Here is a 19,437-nt window from a genome sequence, read left to right on the forward strand (position 1 = left end):
GGCGGCTCATTTATTTTACACATCTACCACTACACTATTCTTTAAAATATGAAACAACTTAATGGTTAATGCTTGAAATAGCATTTTACCATTGGCGTTACGCTCTATGTAATAAGCCGCTTTATCTAGTTCTTCTACTATGGCTTGTTGTTGACTTACAGACGCAATTTTATTGAGTCTTAAGGCAAATTCTTTTTGTGCTTCTGCAATGGCAAAACTGTCTGCGCCTAACACTTTGATGCGTACACTTTGCTCTATTAAATGACCAAAAAAACGTAGAAATTGTTTCTGTTTTTCACGGCCAAGTTTGCTGATGTCTTCAGTAAATTTTATTTGTGCTACAGGGCCACCTCGTAAGGTACTGTTCAGCCAATCCTTAAGCAAGCTAAGCCAATCTTCTTCGTTGTGTTGTAGTAGTTGCAAGGCTTCTCTGTAATTGCCTTCGCAAATAGCTGCTGTTTGTGCCGCCACAGAAGGGCTGGTATTTGCACGTTCTATTAGCGCAGCTTCTACTTCTCTATCATCAAGCTTAGGCACTTTTACAAGCTGGCAGCGGCTAAGAATGGTTTGTATAATTTGCTCTTCATTTTCTGCCACCAAAATAAACAGGGTATTCGGTGGCGGTTCTTCTATCAGCTTCAGTAGTTTGTTACCTTCTTTACCCAAATATTCAGGCATCCAAAGTACCAAAACTTTGTATTCGCTTTCAAAGCTTTTAAGGCTTAGTTGACGCATAATGTCATTACATTCTTCAGCTGTAATATTGCCTTGCTTATTATCTGCGCCTAAAAATTGTAGCCAATCGTACACATTGCTATAAGGCGATTGCTGTATAAATTCTCGCCATTCTGCTATATAATCGGTGCTTTTCGGTTTGTCACCACTTTTACGTGGTATTACTGGGTAAGCAAAATGTATATCTGGATGCATTAATTGTTCTGCCCTTTGAAAACCAGGTTGTGCTGGTAATTCTTCTGGTAAAACAAAACTTGGTTTGGCCTCTAAGGCACTAAAACCGCCAAATAAATCTTCTACTACAGGCGAGGCTGTGGGCTGGCACACTACAAATTGTGCAAAAGCTAAGGCAAGTGGCAAAGCGCCGCTACCTTCTTTACCCAAAAACAACAAAGCATGGCTTAAACGGTTTTGCTGCACCATTTCTACCAAATGTTGCTTTACCTCATGCTGACCAATGACATCTTTAAACTGCATTGCAGCGAAGATAATAGTTGATTTAGGATTTGTGATTTAGGATTTGTGGCAAACTAGTTTTAAAATAAAAAAAGGACAACCAATTGGTCATCCTTTTTCTATTCTTCAAATCCTATAAATCTTGGTTCAGACGAATTATTTCAACCATTTAGTAATTTCTTCGCTGTCTGGTTCTACTTTACTAGGAAAAGCTGCAATCATTTTGCCGTTTTCGTCTAATAAGAATTTGGTAAAATTCCAGCCAACAGTCGCATCTAATACACCATTTTCAGCTTTACTAGTCAACCATTTGTAAATAGGTGCAACATCGTTACCTTTTACACTGATTTTGCTTGCCATAGGAAATGTTACCCCAAAACGTGCTTTACAGAATTGTGCAATTTCGCCATCGCTACCAGGTTCTTGGCTACCAAAATTATTTGCAGGAAAACCTACAATAACTAATTTGTCTTTGTGCGCATCGTACAATTTTTGTAAGCCTTCGTACTGGCGTGTGTAGCCACATTGCGAAGCCACATTAACAACTAAGATTTTTTTGCCTTTGTATTTTGCAAAATCTATCATGCCGCCATCAATGCTTTTTACTTTAAAGCTGTGGATAGAATTATTTGCTGGCATTGTAAATGCTGATAACATAACGACTGCTACTAGTGTTAAGAAATATTTCATGGTAATAGTTTTTATTGTAAACAAAATTGGGTGAATAAAGTTGTAATTACGTGGTAAAATGATAAATGGTTCATTCTTACCACATAGGCGTATAGACTCATAGAAAATAAACTACTGTGCCTTTGTGTCTATGTGGTGAAAAAACTATTGCTTTTCGTAGCAACCTAAATCTGGCAAATTGCCTAGTATTCTTGCATTACCATCTAAATCGGTAAGTACACCTGTAGCTACACCCTTATTAATACAAGGCGAGGTAGCTTTTAAGCGAAAATTAAAATAACGTTTGCCCACATCAATACTATCAAAAATTGGTAATTCATTTTTCAAGCTATTGGCAATAGTTGCATTGGCCGAAATATCTGTTTTTGTTTTGTACAGTACATTGCTAAGTGTAACATTAAAAGCTGCTGAGGTGTTTTTTGCTAGTGTAATCTCATCATTTGCCAAACCGCCTTCACCATAAATAATGCTGTTTTGAATGCTAACTGAAAGCGGATTAAACTGATTGCTACTATTGGTGTTACTAAGCGTTACTGCTGAATTTTTATGGTCAATATAACTATTACCGATGGTTACAAATGTGCAGTGGTTAAAGCTATAAGTACCGCCACTAGTAATGTACAGGTTGTAACCACAATTACTTATCAAACAGTTGCGAGCTGCAATACTACTGTTGTTGCCGCCAATGGCTACATCGTAAATATTATCTAAAATACATTCGTTTAAAGTAAGTTTGGTACTAGCAGCAGGCGATTGAGCAATGGCACCTTGATACGCATTTTTAATAATACAATACTGCATTACATTATTGCTACTGTTTTGGGTAAAATAAATACCCGGCCAAGCACCAGGATAATCTTTGTAAGGCGCATCAATTCTATCGCTTTGAAAACTGATACGTGTGCTGTCGTATTTTTCGCCAATGGCTTTTAAAGTGCCATTTACAAGCATCGGTGCATCTGCATGTAAGTACACTTTTGTGCCTTTGTTAATGGTAAGCGTTTTGCCATCATTTACCGTAAATACACCAAGCAATACAATAGGTAAAGTGTTGGTCCAAGTGGTGTCTTTGGTTACAGAAGCGTTGCGTAAAAAACGAGCATTTTGCCCAAAGGTCTCAAGCTGCAAATAACGATTATTGCCGTTGTAATTTATTTTAATACTATCTCTTACTATAAAAGGTAGATTAGCTGCATTAGGATTGATACTTACGGTTACAAAACCATAAATACTATCATTGGCTGCAATTTCAATATTAGGCAAGTTAGTGCCAGAATAGCCGTCAATATTCATTTTAAAGAAAGAACTGCTGCCGCCCATTAACTGCACACTACTTAAAATAAGCCTTTGATTGTTAGGATTGTAAATGCGAAAATATTGTGTGGTTGAGCCTGTACTTGTAAATACCGTATCAAAATGTATGGTATCTTCTGATAAGCGTAACAAGGCATCGGCACTCGTAATAATGCTTTCTTTTTTACATGAAGATGCAATCAAGATAAGTATCGTAGCAATTGCAAGGGTAAAACATCTCATGTGGTAAAAATAGTGCGTAATTAAATAGCAAATGCAACAGTGATAATACTCAGCTTGGTATTGGGTGCCTGTAATATTTCGTAGCCACAAGCTTCTAACGTTGCGCCTGTTGTGGTAATATCATCTACAAGTAGTACATGCTTACCAGCAATACTAGCTTCATTAGCTAGTGCAAAAACGCCTTCCATATTTTGCCAACGGTCTATGCGTTTTTTGTTGGTTTGCGATTGTGTAAAAATGGTACGCTCAACTGCATCTGTACAAATTGGTTTGGGCCAAGTTTTACTAATGCCTTCGCAAATAAGTAAAGATTGATTGTAGCCTCTTTTGGCTTCTTTTCGATCGTTAAGTGGCAATGGTATAAGAACATCTACATCATCAAATCTATCGGTAGCGCTTAATTGATTTCCTATTAATTTACCCAAGAAAATGCCTATCTCTTGATGGTTCTTGTACTTTAGTTGCGTTACCAAATGTTGCACCAAACCATCTTTATGAAAGTAAAAGCCACTAGCGGCAGCCTCTACTTTTAGTCGGCCATAAAAGCTTTGTTCTACTGGGTTATTGGCGGTAGCTACAAAGCCTGTTACTGGCATATCATGTAGACATTTAGCACATAAATAGCTATCATCATTCAAAACATCGGTACCACAGCCCTCGCAGTTATGCGGGTAAAGCAGGTGGCTAAAACTGTTGATGTATGATTTAACTATTGGAAGCATTATTAACCGCTGATAGATTTGATTGAATGATATTCTGTGATTCTTAGATAGATACCGATGATTGAAAGTTAAATCTTATTTCACAAGCTCGAATCCATTTTTATAAGTTTCATATTTAAAACGTCCTGTACCTAATTGCTCTTCTTTGTTATTTATATAAACAATCCAATAATCACCGCCACTTTCATAATGCCAGTTTCCAGATTCTAAATTTTTCTCACCTTTTATCACTTTGTAAGTATTGTTTTCTTTTAATATTAGCTTGCAAGAATCACAATTCGGATAATCTGACAAATTATACGTTCCTACATACTCTAATTCTGACTGGCGATGGTTTTTTATATTATTGGTAAGGAAAGAAATAAAAAGATAAAGACTTAAGATGAATCCCCCAGCATAAAACAACTTTACAACATTCTTTTTTGAAATAATAATTTTTAGTACGCACAATACTGCGCTGATTGCTAGAACTAAGTAAATCACCATAACGATTAATTCTCCTAGAGCATTCATTTTGTCATTGTTTACTTATTGATACAATTTCTATGAGCCTATTGTGTCTATGTGGTAAAATGCTTACTTGTGAAAATAAATACCATTGGCTTGCGCTGTACAAGTAACTACCAAATCGTTTATGCAAACATGGGCTGGCAAAGTAGCGCAGTAAAACACAATGTCTGCAATATCTACAGCATGTAATGGCTCGTAACCTTGATAGGTTTGTGCAGCTTTGCCTTCATCACCTTTAAAGCGCACCATAGAAAACTCTGTATCAGCAGCACCAGGATGAATTGCCGTAACCTTAATGCCATACTGCAATAAATCTATCCGCATACTTTGGCTAATAGCATCTACCGCTTGCTTGGTAGCACAATAAGCATTACCATCTTTATACACTTGCTTGGCTGCCACAGATCCCATATTAAAGATGTGTCCATGCTTACGATTTGTCATGTATGGCAATACGGCTTTGCTCACATACAGTAAGCCTTTTACATTGCTATCAATCATTGTATCCCAATCATCAAGGCTAGCATTTTCAAAGCTATCTCTGCCAAGTGCAAGCCCAGCATTGTTTACCAAAACATCTATGTTTTGCCAAGCATCAGAAATACTGTTGATGGCCGTAAAAACAGCCTCTCTATCTTGCACATCAAATACCAATGGCAATACATCTACACCATATTGCTTGCGCAAATCATCTGCAATTGCATATAATTTATCTTGTCTTCTACCCGTAATAATGCAGTTGTAGCTTGCCGCAGCAAATTTTTCTGCAATGGCTTTACCAAAACCAGATGTTGCACCTGTAATTAATATCGTTTTGTTCATAATTTTTTTCTTTTTACCACATAGGCACAAGGCCACTTGGCTTTTATTTTTACGTTTTTAGAGTTAAGAAACTTCCAAAGAGCATAGGCTATACGAAGTCAGATACTTCGCATAGCTTTATTTTTAAAATCAAATTATTCCAATAAATCCATCAAATCCGATAGCTATCGGATCCCCGTTCAGGCGAACTTATCTAATCAACACCACTGTACCTTTTCTAAAAATAATATTGCCCAAATAATCTACACCTTGTGTACTGTAAACATAAGTGCCAGCAGGCTGTGCCGTACCAGCAAAATTGCCATCCCATCCTTTGCCTATTTCTGGGCTTGAATACATCAGTTGTCCAAATCTATTATACACATTAAAGTACTGAAAGGTTTTAATGCCAATAGGTATGGCTTTAATAATGTCATTTTTGCCGTCACCGTTTGGTGTAAAACCGCTAGGCACTAAAATATCTGGCGCATTTCTATATACACGTACAAATATTTCGTCTTCACCAAAGCAGCCTTCAGCAGTAGTAGCTCTTACTTTATACTTTATAGAATCTATAGGGCTAGTAATGGTAGCGATAGGGTTGTAAATAGTGTTACTGTTTAACCAACTTGAAGGCGTCCATAAATAACGTGTCGTTAAAGTATCGGTATTTGTTGATGCAGTTAATTGCAGCGGTTGGTTTACCACCACACTAGTATCATTACCAGCAAATACAGCTACGGGCGGTATTACGGTTACCTTAATAGTGTCTCTGACGGTTTTTAGGCAGCCACTGGTATTATTAACGCTCAGAATATACTCTGTGGTTCTTACAGGTCCAGCAGTAGGGGTTAGTGTGTTACTATTAATTAGGCTGTTTGTTGGTGACCAAGAAAATATATCTGCCACAACGCTTGCACTTAATTGTGTTCTATTTCCAAAACATACTATAGCATCGATACCTGCCGCTGCAATAGGATATGGATTAACTACAACGTTTAAAGTGTCTTTATCTTGACATTTACCAAGATTAGCAGTAACATAATAAGTGGTATTTACCAAAGGCTGAATACTTGGATTTTTAACAGGCGTAACAGCAACACCTGTTGAAGAGGTCCATGAATAACTTAATGCATCACTAATTGGGTGTAGTTGTATAATATCTGTTTGACAAATAGCTGTATCAGGGCCAGCATTTACCGTAATAAAATCAAGCACATTCACGGTTACAGAATCTTTATTTATACAGCCTTTATTAGTAACTGTAACATAATATACTGCGGTATCTTTTGGTGCTACAAATGGATTGGCGGTATTAGGATTTATTATGGCGGCCAAAGATGTCCATGAAAATGTACTACCTGGGCTCGTAGCAAATAATTGCAACGTATCTATGCTACAAATAAGCGTGTCTTTAAATGGTAGCGTAATACTTGGTTTGTCAGGCACATTAAATGTTTGTGTAAATGTAGAGGAACAACCTTTGCTATCTTTTACCAAAAGCGTTGCTGTTTTACTACCCAATGCAGGGTATTTGTACGTTGGATTTCTTAAAGTAGAAGTATCAGTAGTTACAGTCGTTTCGCCAAAATCCCAGGTCCAACTATTTACCAAGCCATATTTACTTATTGTAAGATCTGTAAATTGATAAGGATTGATTAAGCAACTACCATCAACTTTAAAATTAGCCACAAACCCTGGAAAAGCGCTCACTGTAGTAGTGGTAGAATCTACACAACCACCAGAAGCTGTTACTTTTAATTTAGCTACGAACACGCCAGTGTCTTTATAAGTATGCACTGCCACAGGTGAGGTAGAACTATCTAAACTACCTCTTGTTGGTTCGCCAAAAGTCCATAAATAACTAACAATGTTTGATGCAGATGATAAATTGGTGAAAGTGAATGTTAAATCGTTACAGTTAAGGTAACTAGGTTGTAATGAAGCGCCACTTAGCTGACAGTTTGCTACTGTAATATGAATTTCTTTTTTAGTAATGCCTATCAGTACACCATCTCTATATTCGTACGCACACACTGCAACAACATAATCGCCAGTTACCGATGGTGCTATACCAGAAATAATTCCAGTTTTAGAATTGATAGATGCATTCGGTCCCAAAGGCGCGCCACCACTAAAGCCAGCAGCATAAGGTATACTACTATAGGGTGGATTGGCAGCAGGGTTAGGTTGGGCACCTGTTGGTGATGATGAGCCACCAGTTAACCCATCGCAAAAAGCATAACTAATAGAATCTGTGGGGTCAATATCTATAGCACTAAAATCAAACTTAAAAGGTGTGCCATAGCATATTACAGCAGTATCTTTTTGTGCAAAGGCTGGGCTACTGTTTTTAGAATAATCAATACCACCAATAGTACCAGGTATTTTATTGTAATAGCTAACACCTACTGAGCCAGAATTTGATACGTTTACAATGCCAGGTATACGACAGCAACGTTGCACTGCTAAAATATGACCAGACGCATTTGCACTTAAATCTATTGTGGTTTCGTATCTATCAATACGATAGCAAACCGTTGGCGGATTATTAATACATGGATCGTAAGTAGACTTATTTAATACATCTGTACCACCAGAACTTAAAGGAACAGAAACACTTTGCTCAAGGGCATTAGTAACGCCATCAAAAATACCTAAGTAAATAGTTTGATCTATTTGACCACCAGAAGAAGAACACAATAAGTATTGCCTAACGGTAATTTTATATTTAATAGTGCCAGCTGCTGCGCCAGGGCCTATGTATTCGTATTGTATCCAGCCGCCTTTTAAGTGCGCACCAAAAGATAACTGGCTACAACCAAAACACAGTAACATAATGATGATGATCTTCTTCATAGTCAATACTTCAAAACTAACAGATAAATAAGTGCAACGAACTTTTTGTGATGCAACAACTATCAAAATACTACTATCGGCAGTAAGAGGTGGGTTGTGATAGGGTTGCTGCTTGTAAAATTTACCTATAAAAATATTTTTTTAATAAAAATGATGCAACATAATATGTATTACTAAATATGTTTTATATTGCTGCTATTAAATTATCTAACTAAAACCAATTTTTTTATGGCACGCAACATACTACCAGAGAATTTTGCTTCGCAGCAAAACCTTGCCACCAAAGTAAATAACCAACATGTGGTCGATGGCGTTAATAGTGTATTAACACCGTATTTAACCCAAAACAAAATTGACCTTAGCAAGGTAATATCAGCAGGCATTACCGCCGCTACACACGAAGAAAGCCGCAAACTGCTTACAGGTAGCAGCGAAACGCAGCGCAAGCTTAGAGACAATATTTTTGAACCCGTATTTGCAAACTTGCAAAGCTTTGTACAGTTTTTAAAAAAGCTGTATAAAACCAACACCAAAGAGCTTACCGCATGGGGCATTACCATAGATACCAATGGCAAAATAACTTACCCCACTAGCTTTGAAGATAGAGCCAAGCTAGTAGAAACTTTTTTAAAAAAACACGCTGACTACACCAACAATAGTAGCCCATTGCAGCCTTACATTACAGCTAATGAGGTAGATATAACCAAGCTTACTGCCGACTTAGCAAAAGCAACCACAGCCCACACATCATTCGAAAAAAATGCTGATGATGCCAAGCTAGAAACTAGCTTACGTGACGAGATATGGACACCTGCCTTTAAACAAATAAAAGATATAGCAGGTTACTTATTAAGCTTGTACAAAAACAACCCTAAAAAAGTAACGGCTTGGGGCTTTGATATTGTAGATGCGGCTGCTACTACTGGCTTGCGCACAAGTACTGTAAAAGCAGCAGAAACCATTACTAGCACAGGCATTGTAATTGGAAGCACATTTACCAATATAGGTACTACCGACTTGCATGTATATAAAGGCAAAACCACCAAAGGCACACCAAGCATTGTACACGCTAATGAACAGTTGGGTATGGTAAAAGGCTATAGCGTTATTACCGTAGTTAATCCATCTACACTTGTAAGTGGTAAGTTTACAGTATTGGTAAACAAATAATGGGCAAATACCAAGCTACTTTTAATAAAAACACAGGTTATTATAATAAAAATGGGGGCTGATTTAATAAAAATTAGCCCCCATTTAATAAGAATTAACCTCGGTTTAATAAAAATGAGGCTGAATTTAATAAGAATTATGCCTAGTTTAATAAGAAATTGACGTTGGTTTAATAAGAACTGGGGTGGATTTAATAAGAAATTGAAATTAGCAAGATTATTTTTTTAAAAACAACAGTACTAAACCAAAAGTAGCTGCGAGCTGACCTATCCAAAATATAAACATCCACTTGATGATATCTGCTTTTGCTTCAGAAAGGTCTTGCTTTGTTGCAAGAACATCTTTTTTATCAACATATTTTTGTTCTGCTTTTGCTTCAAAATACTCAATAACAATTACAGCTTCCTGTTCAGAAAACTTCGACTTGAATATTTCGTAAACTTCTAATTTTAAAGCACTCACTTAAAATAAAATTGGAAAACGGATGTAGTAAATATTTGCTTTCGCTTCAAAATTCTACTTTTACACAAACAAATCCTGATACAATTTACCGCCTGGTACTACCGAATATTGGCTTAAATCGGTGATGCCTTCGGCAGCAAAAACAGCCTCATCAATAAAGGTGTTACCAGTGCATTGTGCAGCCGGCTGACGTAAAATATAGTAAGCCGCATCTGCTATAATATCTACGGTACGGCTCATATTGGCCAAAGCTTGACCACCCAATAAATTACGTACAGCAGCGGTATCTATTGTGGTGCGTGGCCACAAAGCGTTGCTAGCAATAGGAATGTTTTTAAACTCCTCGGCCCAGCCAATAGCCATCATACTCATATTGTACTTGGTAAGTGTGTAAGCAATATGAGGGCCAATCCACTTAGGTGCAAGATTGATAGGTGGTGACAGCGTTAAAATATGTGCATTGCTGCTTTTTTTGAGATAAGGTATGCAAGCCTGCGTCATTAAAAATGTGCCACGCACATTGATGCTGTGCATGAGGTCGAAACGCTTACTTTCTGTTTGTTCTGTACTGCTAAGTTGTATGGCAGATGCATTGTTTATAAGGATATCAATACCACCAAAAGTATCTACTGTTTGTTGGACTGCTGCGGCAATTTGCGCTTCGTTTCTGATATCAAGCTGAATGGCTAAAGCCTTGCTGCCAGTAGCTTCTATCTCAGCAGCTGCAGAGTAAATAGTACCACCAAGTTTAGGATTTTCTTCGGTGCTTTTGGCTGCAACAACAATATTAGCACCTTCTTTTGCCAAGCGAAGCGCTATGGCTTTACCAATGCCTCTACTAGCACCAGTTATGAAAACGGTTTTATTTTTAAATGGCATAGCAACAATAATTTAGAAGTTTAAAGTTACAGATTTCAAGATTCAAGTTGCAAGAAACAAAATGCAAGTAGCTTGTAACTAGCAATCAGTTCTACCAACCTAAGAACTCGCTGATAACGGTTTCAGTTTCTTTACAAGCTTTTTCTAAATCATCATTTAAAATGATTTTATTGAAATGGTGCTTGAAGGAAATCTCGTAAGATGCCTTATTCACTCTTGCTTGTAAGCTTTCTTCAGTTTCTGTGCCACGGCTTGCGAGGCGAATTTTTAATTCATCCACACTTGGTGGTTCTATAAATAAGCTAAGCGATGTTTGAGGAAATTGCTGCTGTACATGAATAGCGCCCTTTACGTCTATATCTAGCATTGGCGTTTTGCCTTCGGCCCAAATTCTATCTAATTCGGTTCTTAGCGTGCCATAGTATTTACCTTCATATACCATTTCCCATTCTATAAAGGCATTGTCTTGTATTTTTTGCTGAAAATCTTCTGCACTTAAAAAGTAGTAGTCTACACCATCTTTTTCTTGCCCACGTGGCTGCCTTGTAGCAGCAGAAATTGAAAATGCAAGTGTAGGATATTTATGCAATAAATACTTAGTAATTGAGGTTTTTCCAGCGCCTGATGGGGCGGTAATAATGATGAGCTTATTGGCCATGCCTGCAAATATTGTTAGGATTTAGTTAAACACAAATCTTTTCTTACTTAAAATGCTGTTAAACGGTGTTTTGTGATAACTTTATGTATGCCATTCTCATTTTCATTGTTAAGTCCTGTCACCATTTTCATCTTAATTGGTGTTGCATTGGTGCTAAAATATGTAAATCCCAAGCAATCATAATTTAATAGGTTGTGGTTTTGTTTGTAAAGAACAGCTTGATTTCATTTACATTTACGCACTGCTTAATTAATAATCAACAGTACAAGTGTGCGACGCAACAGAAGCTTAATAGGTGCGATGCAGCTAGTAACATCATTTTTTCTATGCTATACTCAATGACAGGCTACGGCCGCAGCGAACAAACGATTGGCGATAAGACTTTTTTGGTAGAAGTACGCTCATTAAACGGTAAACAATTTGACTTGCGTATGCAATTACCTGCATTACTTAAGCCATTTGAGTTTGAAATTAGAAGTATACTAAACGAGGGGCTTGAGCGTGGTAGTGTTGAGTGTTTTATAAATATTAAGCAAAATGGTGCAGCAAAACCTGTAAGTATTAATACAGACTTATTGAAGGCGTATTACACCTCTGTAACGCAGATTGCTACTGAATTACAGGCCGATACACAGCAGTTGTTATCTGCTATTTTACGCTTGCCAGAAGTGGTGGTAAACTCAACTGAGGTATTGAACGATGATGACTGGAAAGCTTTCCAAAAAATACTAAAAGATGCCATTGAAGATTTGAATGCACATCGTTTAGATGAAGGTAAATCGCTTGAGGCTGACTTACTGCTGCGTGTTGCCAATATTGAAGTGCAAAGTGCTGCTATTGTGGTATTAGAGCCTAATAGGCGACAAAAAACAAGAGATAATTTGGTGAAACTGTTGGAAGAAAAAGTAGGTAAAGAAAACTACGATGCCAACCGTTTAGAGCAAGAACTGATTTATTATATTGAGAAAATAGACATTAGTGAAGAGCAAGTGAGATTGAAAAATCACATTGCTTACTTTAAAACAATATTGAACGATAAAGAAAAAAGTAAGGGTAAAAAGTTATCGTTTATACTGCAAGAATTTGGCAGAGAAATTAATACTACTGGTAGTAAAGCTTACGATGCAGAAATACAAAAATGTGTGGTACTGATGAAGGATGAAATGGAAAAAGCGAAAGAACAGGTGCTGAATGTATTGTAAGATAATTGGCTGATGCAATAGATTGAAATGTTCTAAACTTATCTTTGAATGAAAATTACAGCTTTGAAATCTTGTTCGCTTTTTATCGTTTTGTGTGTATTGTTTACCGCTTGTAATACGCTTGATGTATTTGAAAAATCGGCTTCTTTCGATAAACACGAATGGAAATCTACTGATAAACCTTCGTTTGATTTTACGATAGCGGATACCAATGCGTTGTACAATATTTATGTCGTGATAAGGCACGATGATGCGTATCATTACAACAATTTGTGGCTAAACATTATTACACAAGCACCTGCTAGCAAGCCAGAAACCCAACAAATAGAATTAACCTTAGCTAACAATGCTAAAGGATGGCTTGGTACAGGTATAGATGATGTATTTGACCATCGCATACGCATTACTAGTGCGCCTATTAAATTGAAGAAAGGTAATTACCACTTTACGCTTCAGCATACCATGCGTGAAGACCCTTTGCCCTATGTGCTTAGTGCTGGTATTCGTGTAGAAAAAGTTCAGCCATGAGTGTATTTTCTGCAAAAAAGAAATTAGTATTTGTAACAGTTGTGTATTGGGTGCTTTTGCTGTACATGATTACTGCATTGGCTTGGTGGTTTATTGCGTTGCAAAATCAAAATACATTGATGGCAAATATGCGCCTTGCAGAAATTAATAAAGATGACCCTGCATATTTACAAAAAGTAAGTACCATTGAAGATAGTAAAGCACGTAAAACCGCCCAATACATTGGTGAAGGTGCTACATTTTTTGCGCTAATATTATTAGGTGCTGTATTTGTATTTAATGCTGTGCGCAGGCAAATAAAGTTGTCACAACAGCAGCAAAATTTCATGATGGCCATTACACATGAATTGAAAACGCCGATTGCTGTTACAAAGCTTAATTTAGAAACCTTGCAGCGACGACAATTGCAAGAAGATACGCAGCAAAAGCTCATTAAAAATACACTGCAAGAAACTAACAGACTAAATAGTTTGTGCAATAATATTTTACTGGCATCGCAGCTTGAAGCAGGCTTAAATACAACCTCGCAGCAAGAAATTAACTTGAGCGAATTGGTAGAAAGTTCGGTGAAAGATTTTACTACACGTTTTACAGATAGGAAAATTCTCAGCAACGTAGATGAAGCTATCTACATAAATGGTGAAGAGATTTTGATAGAAATGTTGGTGAATAATTTGATTGAAAATGCCTTGAAATATTCACCAAAAACTGGTGCTGTAACAATAAGCCTTAAAGAAAATACAGATGCTGTATTGCTGCAAGTAGCCGATGAAGGTATAAGTATTGCTGACGTAGATAAGAAACGCATTTTTGAGAAGTTTTATAGAGCAGGCGACGAAAATGTACGCACTACAAAAGGCACAGGTTTGGGCTTGTATTTGTGTAAAAAAATCATTCAAGGCCATCGTGGTACTATTTCAGTTACTAATAACCAACCACAAGGCAGTATTTTTACCGCATCTTTTAATGTGTAACTATGAGTGAAAAAAGAGCTAGTATTTTATTGGTAGACGATGAAGAAAATTTGCATGAAGCCTTAAAGCTAAACTTAGAAATGGAAGGCTACGAGGTTACTAGTGCTTATGATGGTACACAAGCCTTAAAAGCCATAGCAAATGAATATTTTGACTTAATAGTATTGGATGTAATGCTGCCAAACATAGATGGTATAGGCGTTGCAGAAACCGTACGGGTTAATAATTTAGATACACCCATTTTGATGTTAAGTGCAAAAAGCACTAGTGCTGATAGAATATTAGGCTTAAAAAAAGGTGCTGATGATTATTTAACCAAACCTTTTAACTTAGAAGAACTATTGCTTAGAGTAGAAAAATTAATTGCCAAAAACAAGAAGATTAACGTTAAAGAAACAGTAGGTGATACCTATTCGTTTGGTAATAATACGATTGATTTTAAAGCACAAGATGCTATTACTTATGATGGTAAAACCATTGAATTAAGTAAGAAAGAAGCGATGTTGTTGAAGCTATTAATTGAAAATAAAGGTGAAGTAACCACTCGTGAAAAAATATTGCAAGTAGTTTGGGGCTACAATGTGTACCCAACAACAAGAACTATCGACAATTTCATACTCAACTTTAGAAAGTATTTTGAAGAAGATAGTCGCAATCCAAAGTACTTTCATTCCATTCGTGGTGTTGGTTACAAATACACAGATTAACTGTCTATAACCTGTTCTAGTTGCTCAAATATTTGTGCTTTAGAAATGCTGTTATTGTAGGCATACAACACTTCATTACACTGATTAATGACGCTTTGTAGTTGAAGTGCTTTGTTGTTATCATTCTGATTTTGCAATAGGCTATCAGCTAACAATTTTGCTTCCTGAAAATATTGCTTATCATCTTCTATCAACAGCAATTCGTTTAGCAGTTCTATATCTGTTTTAGCTACAACCGGCACAGTTTCTATGGTTGTAATAGTGGCTTCAGGTACAGTAGTTGCAACGGTTTTCTTTCTAAAAAAACTTAGCCACAAAACAATGCCTGCCACAACTGCAATACATGGCACTATCCAAATGTATTTGCCATTGCCTACTTCTGTGGATATTTTGGCAACTTCTATTTTTTCAGCCTGCGGTAATACGTTTATGCGAATACTGTCTGTACTTGTGGTAGCGTACACTTTTTTGTCTGCATCAAAGTAGGTAAAGCTAATGGGCGGTATTACTAGCTTACCTTCTTGCTTGCAAATGAAAGGCACTGTAAACATCTTTTTGCCAGAAACTGGAAAGCTGAATTTATCAAGCGATTCAGTACTTTCTACATCAAAATGGTCTACATTTTTTGGCCAGTTAATAGTAGGGCAAATGAGGTTTTGAAAGTTGCCAATGCCATCAATCCTTATTTCCAAACTATCATTATCATTAGCGGTATCAGTGGTTTTAAGCACTTTAGCACTAATCATAAAAGTACCAATACTATTGGTGAATTTCACGGCTTCTTTGCTAGTTGGTAAGCTATTAGCATGAATGATTGTTGCAGCATTGCTAATGGTTGCTGTGTGCGTTATCGATGGTCTATGTTGTGTAATTTCATCAATCGTTTTGTAAAAAGAAATCGTGTTATCAAGCGTTGCAGCACCAAGCGTAATATCGCCTTCTTGCAATGGTATTAGCTGCACTCGTCTAATGATGTAACCTTTAAAAACTTTGCCGCCAATCACTTCTCTCTCAGCTTCAATATCAGTGGTGGTCATTTCAATAACGCTACAACCTCTAAAATCAGGCTGTTTCAGCAATTTCGATTCAGATTGAAGTCTTGTATACAGCTTGTAAGTCACCAATATTGGCTCGCCCACAAAGCATTTTTCTTTGCTTACGTTTACTTTTATAAATAAATTCTTGCCTATCGCAGAAGGAATATCTTTCTCGCTCTTAAGTAAATAAGGAATGTCAGTGGTATTATCTTGCGCATAAACACCACCAGATAATTGCACACCAGATTGTGCCATTGAAGCAGCACTTATAAATGCACACCAAAAAGCGAATAAAATTTTAACGTACTGCTGTTTCATAGCTATTAACAAATGTAGTGGCATATTACAAACAGTACGTTAACGAATAGATAATGTGTAGTCCTAATTGTATTATTTCCAATAAGGATTTTGATAAGTATTGAAAATACGAAGCACTTCAATTGTTTGCTGTTCTGTATTTGTTTGATACAATATTAGGTAAGGAAATCGCTTAACTAACTTGCCTCTTACTTCTTTATAACGTTTTGAAAAAGCAGTAGGCATTTGTTTAATGCTAGTAAAACTCGCTTCTACTTCATCTACAAAATCATAACCAAGATGCGCTCTTTTACTATTCCAATAATCAACAGCTTCACTAATGTCGTTCAATGCATTAGGGCTAATGTAGATTGTGTACATCTATGGTCGTTTAAATTGCCCTTTTACGTCATCCCATTTTTTTAACGAAGATGGATTTTGAGCAATGATAGATTGCTCTTGTTCTATTGCTTCAATTTCACTAGGGCTTAGTGTAAAACTCTCTAGTTCATGTATATCTTCTACTGCATCCATTTTTATCAAATCTTCAATAACAGCAGATGCGTAGTCCTTTTTTATTTTGATATGATATTCACCTAGCATAATGTGATATTTATGACAATGAAATTAAACAAAATTTAGTTCAAACAAAAGAAATAGTGCAACGCATTCATTCTACCCAGCAACCTGCACTTGCTCAAACCACTCAGCTAATGCATCTACTAAAATGGTATTTTCCTTTTCTGTACCAATAGTTATTCTCAAGCAATCATCACACAGTTTCACACTGCTTCTATCTCTCAATACAATGCCTTTGGTTAGTAAAAATTCGTACACTTTTCTAGCGTCTTTTATTTTCACCAATAAAAAGTTCGCATCAGATGGATAGACTTTTTCTACCGTTGGCATTTGGACAAATACACCTGCCAAAGCTTCACGCATATCAACCAAATCATTAATCATATCATTCACCTGACCTACTTCTTCTAAGGCTTTTAGCGCTAGTTCTTGCGTTACTTGATTTATGTTGTAAGGAGGTTTGGTTTTGTTTAAAATGGTAATTATTTCCTTCGATGCAAACGTCATTCCAAGGCGCAAACCTGCAAGCCCCCATGCTTTACTAAAGGTTTGTAACACCACTAAATTTGGGTACTCACCAAGTTCTTGAATAAACGTTTTTTGCTTCGCAAAATTGATGTACGCTTCATCTACCACCACAATGCCATTAAAGTTATTCAGCACAGTTTCTATATCTGCTCTGTTCAGCGAATTACCTGTAGGGTTATTAGGCGAACACAACCATATCAACTTGGTATTTTCATCCACCAAAGTTTCTAAGTGTATCAAGTCTAGCTGAAAATTTTCTAGCAATGGTGCTTTTCTAATCTCAACATCATTAATGTTCGCACTTACCTCATACATACCATACGTAGGCGGGCAAATAATCACATTGTCTTTACCAGGATTACAAAAGCATCTAAACAATAAGTCTATACATTCATCGCTACCGTTGCCTAATAAAATATGGTCAGGTGCAATGCCTTTTACTTGGCTTAATGCAGCTTTTACGGCCACTTGGTGAGGGTCAGGGTAGCGGTTATACCATTTAGTTAATGGGCTACCCAAGCTATTTTCATTCGCATCTAAAAATACTTTCGCTTCACCGCTAAACTCATCTCTAGCCGATGAATAAGCTACCAAACTTTTAATATTGTCTCTAGTAAGTTTCTCTAAGTTGAACATTTTTTTCTTTTTTGTTACCAGCTTTTGTAATCCTATTGTACTTCGTTGCGTCGCACACTTGTACGTTCTATTCGCTTTGCAGCATTATGAACCAGTATTTTTAATGTCAAGTAAGGTTATTATTTTCTATTAATCCTCACAATCCTATAAAATCCTAGTTCAGACGTACTTTCACTGCATTAGCATGTGCATCTAAGCCTTCTGCTTCAGCCATTTTTACTACTGTATTTGCTATGCTTTGCAGTCCTTGCTGTGATAATTTTTGCATGGTAATTTTCTTTACAAAACTATCTACACTTACACCGCTATAAGCTTTTGCAAAGCCATTGGTAGGCAATGTATGGTTAGTGCCACTTGCATAATCACCCACACTTTCAGGTGAGTAATTACCTATAAATATTGAACCTGCATTAATTATTTTCTCAGCAATAGCATCTGCATTTTCGTAAGAAATAATTAAGTGCTCAGCAGCGTATTCGTTTACTAAATCTATCGCTTCATCAAGTGTATTTACAATAATCGCTTTACTGTTTTCAAGTGCTTTTAAAGCTGTCTTTTTTCTACTTAATAAAGCCACTTGTTCAATTAGTGCTTCAATGACTTTATTGACCAATGACGCACTTGTGCTCACTAAAATAACTTGACTATCAGCACCATGTTCAGCTTGGCTTAGCAAGTCTGCTGCAACATAAGCTGGCACAGCCGTATCATCTGCTAATACACAAACTTCACTAGGACCAGCAGGCATATCTATTGCTACACCTTCTTGTTGAATTAATTGTTTAGCGCAAGTAACATATTGATTACCCGGGCCAAATATTTTATACACTTGTGGTACAGTTGCAGTGCCATAAGCCATAGCGCCAATAGCTTGTACACCACCTATTTTAAACACCCTGGTAATGCCTACTAATTGTGCTGCAAATAAAATGGCAGGATGCAATTTGCCTTCTTTATTTGGTGGTGAACAAAGCACTACTTCTTTGCAACCAGCTAACTGTGCAGGTATACCCAACATTAAAATAGTAGAGAATAAAGGCGCAGAACCACCAGGTATATACAAGCCTACTTTTTCAATGCCTACACTTTTGCGCCAGCATTGTATACCAGGCATGGTTTCAATAACTTCAACTGGGCTTAATTGCTTGCTATGAAAGGCTTTTATATTAGTTGCTGCTTGTTCAATGGCTTGTTTTAACTCATCACTTACAAGTGAAACGGCTTCTGTAATTTCTGCTTCAGAAACTATAAAGCTTTCCAAAGCAACGCCATCAAATTGTGCGGTATATTTTACCACAGCAGCATCACCATTCTGCTTGGTGTCACTTAAAACGCTCTTAACTTTTTCAGTTAATGAAGATGTATCAAATGCTGGCCTTTGTAAGCCCCCAACCCCTAAAGGGGGGGTATTGGAATTTCGTAAATCTATAATTGTTAGCATAAACTGTCTTTAATAATTCCCTTTAGGGCT

Annotated in this window: 20 protein-coding genes; 5 read left to right on the top strand and 15 right to left on the bottom strand. The window is 36.8% G+C overall.

Annotated features, from left to right (window positions below; genetic code table 11):
* Positions 1-15: 15 nt before the first annotated feature.
* The 7 genes from ACT9TX_RS01045 to ACT9TX_RS01075 form a co-directional block, all read right to left on the bottom strand.
* Positions 16-1,212 (bottom strand): DNA polymerase III subunit, encoded by a 1,197-nt coding sequence (locus ACT9TX_RS01045; RefSeq protein ID WP_481336253.1) that lies wholly within the window; start codon positions 1,210-1,212, stop codon positions 16-18.
* A 135-nt stretch (positions 1,213-1,347) separates the two neighbouring features.
* Positions 1,348-1,881 (bottom strand): glutathione peroxidase, encoded by a 534-nt coding sequence (locus ACT9TX_RS01050; protein ID WP_481336255.1) that lies wholly within the window; start codon positions 1,879-1,881, stop codon positions 1,348-1,350.
* Positions 1,882-2,025: 144 nt separating this feature from the next.
* Positions 2,026-3,417: a choice-of-anchor Q domain-containing protein gene (locus tag ACT9TX_RS01055; RefSeq protein WP_481336257.1), complete on the bottom strand. Its 1,392-nt coding sequence runs from the start codon at positions 3,415-3,417 to the stop codon at positions 2,026-2,028.
* Positions 3,418-3,437: 20 nt separating this feature from the next.
* A complete protein-coding gene (locus tag ACT9TX_RS01060) occupies positions 3,438-4,139 on the bottom strand; it encodes a ComF family protein (protein WP_481336259.1) in 702 nt (233 codons plus the stop codon).
* 75 nt (positions 4,140-4,214) lie between these two features.
* On the bottom strand, positions 4,215-4,652 hold the full coding sequence (locus ACT9TX_RS01065) for a hypothetical protein (RefSeq protein ID WP_481336261.1): 438 nt from the start codon (positions 4,650-4,652) through the stop codon (positions 4,215-4,217).
* 63 nt (positions 4,653-4,715) lie between these two features.
* Positions 4,716-5,471, bottom strand: coding sequence for an SDR family NAD(P)-dependent oxidoreductase (locus ACT9TX_RS01070; protein ID WP_481336262.1), 756 nt, complete (start codon positions 5,469-5,471; stop codon positions 4,716-4,718).
* 189 nt (positions 5,472-5,660) lie between these two features.
* Positions 5,661-8,309 (bottom strand): PKD domain-containing protein, encoded by a 2,649-nt coding sequence (locus tag ACT9TX_RS01075; protein WP_481336263.1) that lies wholly within the window; start codon positions 8,307-8,309, stop codon positions 5,661-5,663.
* 228 nt (positions 8,310-8,537) lie between these two features.
* Between ACT9TX_RS01075 and ACT9TX_RS01080 the strand changes: the two genes are divergently transcribed.
* On the top strand, positions 8,538-9,479 hold the full coding sequence (locus ACT9TX_RS01080; protein ID WP_481336265.1) for a hypothetical protein: 942 nt from the start codon (positions 8,538-8,540) through the stop codon (positions 9,477-9,479).
* A gap of 216 nt (positions 9,480-9,695) precedes the next feature.
* Here ACT9TX_RS01080 and ACT9TX_RS01085 read toward each other — a convergent pair whose 3' ends face one another.
* From ACT9TX_RS01085 to gmk, 3 genes are all read right to left on the bottom strand, one after another.
* Positions 9,696-9,941, bottom strand: coding sequence for a hypothetical protein (locus ACT9TX_RS01085; protein ID WP_481336267.1), 246 nt, complete (start codon positions 9,939-9,941; stop codon positions 9,696-9,698).
* A 60-nt stretch (positions 9,942-10,001) separates the two neighbouring features.
* A complete protein-coding gene (locus tag ACT9TX_RS01090; protein WP_481336269.1) occupies positions 10,002-10,820 on the bottom strand; it encodes an SDR family oxidoreductase in 819 nt (272 codons plus the stop codon).
* Positions 10,821-10,911: 91 nt separating this feature from the next.
* Positions 10,912-11,478: a guanylate kinase gene (gmk, locus tag ACT9TX_RS01095; RefSeq protein ID WP_481336270.1), complete on the bottom strand. Its 567-nt coding sequence runs from the start codon at positions 11,476-11,478 to the stop codon at positions 10,912-10,914.
* A 326-nt stretch (positions 11,479-11,804) separates the two neighbouring features.
* On the opposite strand from gmk, the gene ACT9TX_RS01100 reads away from it, so the two are divergent.
* The 4 genes from ACT9TX_RS01100 to ACT9TX_RS01115 are packed head-to-tail and all read left to right on the top strand — an operon-like array spanning position 11,805 to position 14,889.
* On the top strand, positions 11,805-12,680 hold the full coding sequence (locus ACT9TX_RS01100) for a YicC/YloC family endoribonuclease (protein ID WP_481336272.1): 876 nt from the start codon (positions 11,805-11,807) through the stop codon (positions 12,678-12,680).
* A gap of 48 nt (positions 12,681-12,728) precedes the next feature.
* Positions 12,729-13,208: a gliding motility lipoprotein GldH gene (locus ACT9TX_RS01105; RefSeq protein WP_481336273.1), complete on the top strand. Its 480-nt coding sequence runs from the start codon at positions 12,729-12,731 to the stop codon at positions 13,206-13,208.
* On the top strand, positions 13,205-14,182 hold the full coding sequence (locus ACT9TX_RS01110; RefSeq protein WP_481336274.1) for a sensor histidine kinase: 978 nt from the start codon (positions 13,205-13,207) through the stop codon (positions 14,180-14,182). The genes ACT9TX_RS01105 and ACT9TX_RS01110 overlap by 4 nt, the downstream gene beginning before the upstream one ends.
* 2 nt (positions 14,183-14,184) lie before the next feature.
* Positions 14,185-14,889, top strand: a complete 705-nt coding sequence (locus tag ACT9TX_RS01115; protein ID WP_481336275.1) for a response regulator transcription factor — start codon at positions 14,185-14,187, stop codon at positions 14,887-14,889.
* Here ACT9TX_RS01115 and ACT9TX_RS01120 read toward each other — a convergent pair.
* The 5 genes from ACT9TX_RS01120 to hisD all read right to left on the bottom strand — a co-directional run bounded on the left by ACT9TX_RS01120 (position 14,886) and on the right by hisD (position 19,407).
* Complete coding sequence (locus ACT9TX_RS01120) at positions 14,886-16,244, bottom strand: BatD family protein (RefSeq protein ID WP_481336277.1); 1,359 nt, start codon at positions 16,242-16,244, stop codon at positions 14,886-14,888. The two genes, ACT9TX_RS01115 and ACT9TX_RS01120, sit on opposite strands and share 4 nt — an antisense overlap.
* 72 nt (positions 16,245-16,316) lie before the next feature.
* Positions 16,317-16,604: a type II toxin-antitoxin system RelE/ParE family toxin gene (locus ACT9TX_RS01125; protein ID WP_481336278.1), complete on the bottom strand. Its 288-nt coding sequence runs from the start codon at positions 16,602-16,604 to the stop codon at positions 16,317-16,319.
* A complete protein-coding gene (locus ACT9TX_RS01130) occupies positions 16,605-16,826 on the bottom strand; it encodes a hypothetical protein (RefSeq protein ID WP_481336279.1) in 222 nt (73 codons plus the stop codon).
* A 72-nt stretch (positions 16,827-16,898) separates the two neighbouring features.
* Complete coding sequence (gene hisC / locus ACT9TX_RS01135) at positions 16,899-17,966, bottom strand: histidinol-phosphate transaminase (RefSeq protein ID WP_481336280.1); 1,068 nt, start codon at positions 17,964-17,966, stop codon at positions 16,899-16,901.
* Between the two features lie 154 nt (positions 17,967-18,120).
* Positions 18,121-19,407 carry a histidinol dehydrogenase gene (gene hisD / locus ACT9TX_RS01140; RefSeq protein WP_481336282.1) on the bottom strand — a complete coding sequence of 429 codons (1,287 nt, stop codon included), beginning with the start codon at positions 19,405-19,407 and terminating at the stop codon, positions 18,121-18,123.
* Positions 19,408-19,437: the final 30 nt, after the last annotated feature.

It is taken from the genome of Parasediminibacterium sp. HNIBRBA5674 (assembly GCF_056745525.1).

Bases quoted from the DNA above. Each gene is read 5' to 3' on its own strand.
- ACT9TX_RS01045 (WP_481336253.1), bottom strand. From the start codon at position 1,212: ATGCAGTTTAAAGATGTCATTGGTCAGCATGAGGTAAAGCAACATTTG.
- ACT9TX_RS01050 (WP_481336255.1), bottom strand. From the start codon at position 1,881: ATGAAATATTTCTTAACACTAGTAGCAGTCGTTATGTTATCAGCATTT.
- ACT9TX_RS01055 (WP_481336257.1), bottom strand. From the start codon at position 3,417: ATGAGATGTTTTACCCTTGCAATTGCTACGATACTTATCTTGATTGCA.
- ACT9TX_RS01060 (WP_481336259.1), bottom strand. From the start codon at position 4,139: ATGCTTCCAATAGTTAAATCATACATCAACAGTTTTAGCCACCTGCTT.
- ACT9TX_RS01065 (WP_481336261.1), bottom strand. From the start codon at position 4,652: ATGAATGCTCTAGGAGAATTAATCGTTATGGTGATTTACTTAGTTCTA.
- ACT9TX_RS01070 (WP_481336262.1), bottom strand. From the start codon at position 5,471: ATGAACAAAACGATATTAATTACAGGTGCAACATCTGGTTTTGGTAAA.
- ACT9TX_RS01075 (WP_481336263.1), bottom strand. From the start codon at position 8,309: ATGAAGAAGATCATCATCATTATGTTACTGTGTTTTGGTTGTAGCCAG.
- ACT9TX_RS01080 (WP_481336265.1), top strand. From the start codon at position 8,538: ATGGCACGCAACATACTACCAGAGAATTTTGCTTCGCAGCAAAACCTT.
- ACT9TX_RS01090 (WP_481336269.1), bottom strand. From the start codon at position 10,820: ATGCCATTTAAAAATAAAACCGTTTTCATAACTGGTGCTAGTAGAGGC.
- gmk (WP_481336270.1), bottom strand. From the start codon at position 11,478: ATGGCCAATAAGCTCATCATTATTACCGCCCCATCAGGCGCTGGAAAA.
- ACT9TX_RS01100 (WP_481336272.1), top strand. From the start codon at position 11,805: ATGCTATACTCAATGACAGGCTACGGCCGCAGCGAACAAACGATTGGC.
- ACT9TX_RS01105 (WP_481336273.1), top strand. From the start codon at position 12,729: ATGAAAATTACAGCTTTGAAATCTTGTTCGCTTTTTATCGTTTTGTGT.
- ACT9TX_RS01110 (WP_481336274.1), top strand. From the start codon at position 13,205: ATGAGTGTATTTTCTGCAAAAAAGAAATTAGTATTTGTAACAGTTGTG.
- ACT9TX_RS01115 (WP_481336275.1), top strand. From the start codon at position 14,185: ATGAGTGAAAAAAGAGCTAGTATTTTATTGGTAGACGATGAAGAAAAT.
- ACT9TX_RS01120 (WP_481336277.1), bottom strand. From the start codon at position 16,244: ATGAAACAGCAGTACGTTAAAATTTTATTCGCTTTTTGGTGTGCATTT.
- ACT9TX_RS01125 (WP_481336278.1), bottom strand. From the start codon at position 16,604: ATGTACACAATCTACATTAGCCCTAATGCATTGAACGACATTAGTGAA.
- ACT9TX_RS01130 (WP_481336279.1), bottom strand. From the start codon at position 16,826: ATGCTAGGTGAATATCATATCAAAATAAAAAAGGACTACGCATCTGCT.
- hisC (WP_481336280.1), bottom strand. From the start codon at position 17,966: ATGTTCAACTTAGAGAAACTTACTAGAGACAATATTAAAAGTTTGGTA.
- hisD (WP_481336282.1), bottom strand. From the start codon at position 19,407: ATGCTAACAATTATAGATTTACGAAATTCCAATACCCCCCCTTTAGGG.